Annotated in this window: 4 protein-coding genes; 3 read left to right on the forward strand and 1 reads right to left on the reverse strand. The window is 67.7% G+C overall.

Annotated elements, in window-relative coordinates:
- The coding region (locus AB7F11_RS15675) for a monovalent cation:proton antiporter-2 (CPA2) family protein (protein WP_428300117.1) at positions 1-1754 on the reverse strand (1754 nt) is incomplete at its 3' end.
- Between the two features lie 103 nt (positions 1755-1857).
- Here AB7F11_RS15675 and AB7F11_RS15680 point away from each other — a divergent pair.
- The 3 genes from AB7F11_RS15680 to AB7F11_RS15690 form a co-directional block, all read left to right on the forward strand.
- Complete coding sequence (locus AB7F11_RS15680; protein ID WP_428300118.1) at positions 1858-3072, forward strand: multidrug effflux MFS transporter; 1215 nt, start codon at positions 1858-1860, stop codon at positions 3070-3072.
- The gene (locus AB7F11_RS15685; protein ID WP_428300119.1) at positions 3069-4463 is read left to right on the forward strand and encodes an MFS transporter; all 1395 of its coding nucleotides are present in this window, start codon (positions 3069-3071) and stop codon (positions 4461-4463) included. Before AB7F11_RS15680 ends, AB7F11_RS15685 begins: the two co-directional genes overlap by 4 nt.
- 63 nt (positions 4464-4526) lie before the next feature.
- On the forward strand, positions 4527-5859 hold a 1333-nt coding region (locus tag AB7F11_RS15690), incomplete at its 3' end, for a Tex-like N-terminal domain-containing protein (protein WP_428300120.1).

Raw genomic sequence — 5859 nt, forward strand, 5'->3', positions numbered from 1 at the left:
TCCTTCTTCACCCGGTTGCCCAGCACCAGCGCGCGCCCGGCAAACATGCCACCCGCGGCTTCGAGGTCCATGCGTTCGGCATCGCGCCGGCGCAGGTGTTCCATCACCTCATCGGCTTCGGTCTCGGCGGCACCCAGGGTGAGCACCGCCTGGCGGCCCATGGCCATGGCCGATTCAAAGGTCTCGCGCACCAGGAAGCCCGCATCGGCCTTGCGAAGCTCCAGCACGTGTTCGCGATCGAAGGCGCGGATGAGCAACTCGGCATGCGGGAAATCGGTCTTGGCCAGATGCGCGATGCGGGTGGCGGCCTCCTTGTTGTCCAGGCACACCAGAATGGCCTGGGCCGCATGGGCGCCCGCGGCGTGCAGCACGTCGGCGCGGCAGCCGTCGCCGTAGTAGACCTTGAAGCCGTAGGCCTCGGCATCTCGGATCATCTGCACGTTGTTGTCGATGATGGTGATGCTCGCGCCGCGCGCGATCACGCCCTGGCTGGCGATCTGCCCGAACCGCCCGAAGCCGATCACCAGCACGCTGGCCACCTGGCCATCGACCTTCTCCACGCCATCCAGCGAAACGCTGCTGTCCCTTGAGGTGAGGCGGCGATGCACCACCACCACCAGCGGTGTGAGCGCCATGGACAGCACCACGATGGCCGTCATGTTGGCGTTGACCACGGGGTCGATCACGCGCGCGCCCAGCGCGGCGGCAAACAGCACGAAGGCGAATTCACCGCCCTGCGCCATGAGCACCGCACGGTCCAGCGCATCGGCGTGCGAGCTTTTTGCGAAGCGCGCCACGCCGTAGATGCACAGGCCCTTGACGATCATCATCGAGATCACGCCGGCCACGATGATCGGCCAGTTGCTGGCCACGGCGGCCAGGTCCAGCGACATGCCCACGCTGAGGAAGAACAGGCCGAGCAACAGGCCCCGGAACGGTTCGATGTCGGCTTCGAGCTGGTGGCGGAAGGTGGATTCGGAGAGCAGCACACCGGCCAGGAAGGCGCCCATGGCCATGGACAATCCCCCCACCTGCATGAGCAGCGCCGCACCCAGCACCACCAGCAGGGCCGCGGCGGTCATGACCTCGCGCGCCTTGGCGTTGGCCAGGATGCGGAACAGCGGGTTGAGCAACCACACGCCCGCCGCCACCAGGGCCACCAGCGAACCCAGCGCCATGCCGATGGTGGCCAGGCGCGAAGCATCCGCCGCCGCCTGCTGGCCCAGGTCGGGGGCCATGAAGGTCACCACCGCCAGCAGGGGCACGATCAGCAGGTCCTCGAACAGCAGAATGGCCACGATCTTCTGGCCACGCGGCTGGGCAACATCGCCGCGTTCGCCGAGCAACTGCATCACCACCGCGGTGGAGGTGAGCACGAAGCCCATGGCGCTCACGAACGACACCGGCAGCGAAAAACCAAAGGCCAGGCCCACACCCGTGAGCAGCAGGCCGCACACCACCACCTGCAGGCTGCCCAGGCCAAAGATGGCGCGGCGCAGGCTCCACAGGTGAGAGGGCTGCATTTCCAGCCCGATCACAAACAGGTACATCACCACGCCCAGCTCGGCCGTGTGCAAGATGGTCGCGGGGTCGCTGATGAGGCCCATGCCGAACGGCCCGATGGCCAGGCCCGCGGCCAGGTAGCCCAGCACGGAGCCCAGGCCGAGGCGTTTGAACAGCGGCACCGCCACCACGGCAGCACCCAGCAATGTCACGACCTTGAGCAAGTCGCCCGCGCTGCCTTCCACGGCCATGGTGCTGTCCCTCTGTTGATGTTGTGGATCGGGAAATTGTGACGCAAGCGGCGCGCCAACCCCACGCCAGCGCGAAAAGCACGCCACGGCGACAATCGCCGCCATGCGTCCTCACGGTTTCTTTCGGATCGCCCTGATCCTGGGCCTGCTTTCGGCCATCGGTCCCTTCGCCATCGACATGTACCTGCCCGCGCTGCCGGCCATCGGCAGCAGCCTGGGGGCGCCTGTGGGCCAGGTGCAGTTGACCCTGACCGCGTTTTTCATTTCGCTCGGTGTGGGCCAGTTGTTCTACGGGCCGGTTTCGGACATGGTCGGACGCAAGCCGCCCCTGTATTTCGGCCTGGGCCTGTTCACCCTGGCCAGCGTGGGCTGCGCGCTGACCAGCGACGTGCAAACGCTGGTGGCGCTGCGATTCCTGCAGGGTCTGGGTGCGGCCGCGGGCATGGCCATCCCGCGCGCGGTGGTGCGCGACCTGCACACCGGCACCGAGGCGGCACGCATCATGTCGCTGCTGATGCTGGTCTTCAGCGTCTCCCCCATCCTCGCGCCTCTGGTGGGCAGCGGCGTGATCGCGCTGGCAGGATGGCGCGGCGTGTTCTGGGCTGTGGCGCTCGCTTCGCTGGCCGGGCTGACCCTGGTGTACGGCGCGCTCACCGAAACGCGTACCCCGGCCGACCGGCTCGAGAGCAGCCTGGGCAGTGCCTTGCGCTCGTATGGCGTGCTGCTGCGCGACCGGCACTACCTCGGTCTGGTGGGCATCGCCAGCACGGCGCTGGCCGGATTCTTTGTCTACCTGGCCGGTTCACCGTTCGTGATGATCGACCACTACGGCCTCACGCCCACGCAGTACAGCCTGGCTTTCGGGGTCAATGCGGCGGCGTTTTTTGGCGCCGCACAATGCACCGCGCTGCTGGGCCGGCGCTTTGGCCTGGTCAACGTGGTCAAGGGAGCGGCCACGGCATCGGGTGTCGCGATGACGTCGCTGCTGGCCTACTACCTGGTGGGCGGTGACAGCCTGTGGGTGCTGATCGCGCTGTATTTCGTGGCCAGCGGATTCATGGGCCTGGTGATTCCCACCACCTCGGTGCTGGCGCTGGAACAGCACGGCGCCATCGCGGGCACCGCGTCGGCCCTCATGGGCACATTGCAGATGCTCGGGGGGGCACTCGCCATGGCCATCGTCAGCCTGTTTGCCAACGGCGAGCCATTGCCCATGGTGGTGGGCATGGCCAGCGGCGCGTTGATCGGTGTGGCCCTGACCTGGCTCACGCTGGGCGACAAACCGGCCATTGGACGGTTGAACGGGGCGCAGGGTTGACGCCATCCACGCCCGACGGCCTGCCGCCCGCGCAGCGCTGGCGCGCAGTGGTGGTGATCATGCTGGGCATCTCCATGTCGGTGCTCGACGGCAGCATCGTCAACCTGGCGTTGCCGGGCATCGCTCGCGAGATGAACGCCCCGGCCTCGCAGGCGATCTGGATGGTCAACGCCTACCAGATCGCCATGCTGGTCATGCTGCTGCCGCTGGCCTCCCTGGGCGACCGCCTGGGTTACCGGCGCGTCTACCTGGTGGGCATGGCGCTCTTCATGCTGGCGTCGCTGGCGGCGGCGACGGCCACTTCGCTGCCCATGCTGGCGGTGGCGCGCGGCCTGCAGGGCCTGGGTGCAGCCGGGGTGCTGAGCGTGAACACCGCCCTGGTGCGGCTGTCCTACCCAAGCGCCCGTCTGGGGCGGGGCATGGCCCTGAACTCCATGGTGGTGGCCACCGCTGCCACGGCGGGACCCTCCATCGCGGCGGCCATTCTGTCGGTGGCGTCCTGGCCCTGGCTGTTCGCGCTGAACCTGCCGCTGGGCGCGCTCACGATCTGGCTGGGCCGCCGGGCGCTGCCGGCCAATCCACCGCAGACGCAGGTGCCGCCTCCCATCCCCCCGCTGGATGTGCTGCTCAACATCCTGATGTTCACGCTGGTGTTCCTGGCGGTGGAGCAGCTTGGCGTGCGCGGCGCCGCCGCCCACGCGGCATCGCCAATGGGCTGGGGCCTGCTGCTCGCTGGTGTGGCTGTGGGCGTGTTCTACCTGCGCCGCCAGTGGCACCAGCGGGCGCCGCTGTTTCCGGTGGATCTGTTCCGTCTTCCAGTGTTTGCGCTGTCGATGGGGGCGTCCCTGGGGGCCTTCTGTGCGCAGATGCTGGCTTTCCTCTCCCTGCCGTTTCTGCTGCTGGAAGTGCATGGGCGCAGCCACGTCGAAGCCGGTCTGCTGCTCACCGCCTGGCCGCTGGCCACGGCCATCGTGGCACCGATCGCGGGGCGCCTCATTGGCCGCTACCCCGCGGGCTGGCTTGGTGGCATCGGCATGGGCGTGTTCGCCACCGGGTTGGCGTTGCTGGCGCTGCTGCCAGCGCAACCTGGCACGGCCGATCTGGTCTGGCGCATGGCGCTGTGCGGTGTGGGCTTTGCGCTGTTCCAGTCGCCCAACAACCACACCATCGTGACCACGGCGCCGCTGCACCGCAGCGGCGCGGCCAGTGGCATGCTGGGCACCGCGCGCCTGACCGGCCAGACCCTGGGCGCAGTGCTGCTGGCGGTCATCTATGCGGTATGGGACCAGCACGACGGCCGGGGAGAGATGGTGGCGATGTGGGTGGCTGCGGGCTTTGCCTTGCTCGCGGGCGTGAGCAGCTCGATGCGCGTGCGGGCTGCGCGAAGTTAAGGGAACGGGGCTGCCAAGCGCCTGTGGCAAACTTCCGCGCTTCGCGTCATCACATCGGTTCGAATGCAGCAGATCATCCGGCAGATCGCCACGGAAATCAGGGTAGGGGAGCACCAGGTCCGCGCGGCGGTGGAATTGCTCGACAGCGGGGCCACAGTGCCTTTCATCGCCCGCTACCGCAAGGAGGCCACGGGCGGCCTGGACGACATCCAGCTGCGCGAACTCTCCTATCGCCTGGATTACCTGCGCGAGCTGGAAGATCGACGAATCGCCGTGCTCAAGAGCATCGACGAGCAAGGCAAGCTCACCGATGCCTTGCGCGCCGCCATCGCCGCGGCGCCCACCAAACAGGAGCTGGAAGACCTGTACCTGCCATTCAAGCAGAAGCGCCGAACCAAGGGGCAGATTGCGAGGGAGTTCGGCATTGAACCGCTGGCCGACAAGCTGTTCGCCGACCCCACACTGGACCCCGCCACCGAGGCAGCCGCGTTCACGAGGCCGCCCGAGGTGCTGGACGATGGCAAACCAGGCGCCGACTTCTCCACGGTGCCTGCGGTGCTTGACGGTGTGCGCGACATTCTCAGCGAACGCTGGGCAGAAGACGCCGCGCTGTTGCAAGGCCTGCGCGAATGGCTGTGGACCGATGGTCTGCTGAAAAGCACGCTGGTGGCCGGCAAGGATGAAAACGCGCCCGACATTGCCAAATTCCGCGATTACTTCGACTACGACGAGCCGATTTCGCGCGTGCCTTCGCACCGCGCGCTGGCGGTGTTTCGTGGCCGTGCATTGGAGATTCTGGATGCGAAACTGGTGCTGCCCGAGCCTTCTTCGCCCCCTCTCCCGCTGGGAGAGGGCAGGGGTGAGGGCTCCCCAGCGCGCAGCGCCGCTGTGCCCTCGCTCGCCGAAGGCCGCATCGCCCTTCACCTGGGCTGGAGCCACCAGGGCCGCAAGGCCGACGACCTGCTGCGCAAGTGCGTGGCCTGGACCTGGCGCGTGAAGCTTTCGCTTTCCAGCGAACGCGACCTGTTTGCCCGTCTGCGTGAGAGCGCCGAAGCGGTGGCCATCAAGGTCTTTGCCGACAACCTGCGCGACCTGCTGCTGGCCGCTCCCGCCGGCCCGAAGGTGGTGATGGGCCTGGACCCGGGCATCCGCACCGGCGTGAAGGTAGCGGTGGTGGACGCCACCGGCAAGCTGGTCGACACCGCAACGGTGTACCCGCATGAGCCTCGGCGCGACTGGGACGGCGCCTTGCACACCCTGAGCCAACTGGCACAAAAGCACGGCGTGAGCCTGATTGCCATCGGCAACGGCACCGCCAGCCGCGAGACGGACAAGCTGGCGGCGGAGCTGATCAAGTTGCTGGAGAAGGCTTCGACAGGCTCAGCCCGAACGGAGA

Origin of the sequence: Hydrogenophaga sp. (assembly GCF_050250835.1) — a bacterium.
Lineage (GTDB): Bacteria > Pseudomonadota > Gammaproteobacteria > Burkholderiales > Burkholderiaceae_C > Hydrogenophaga.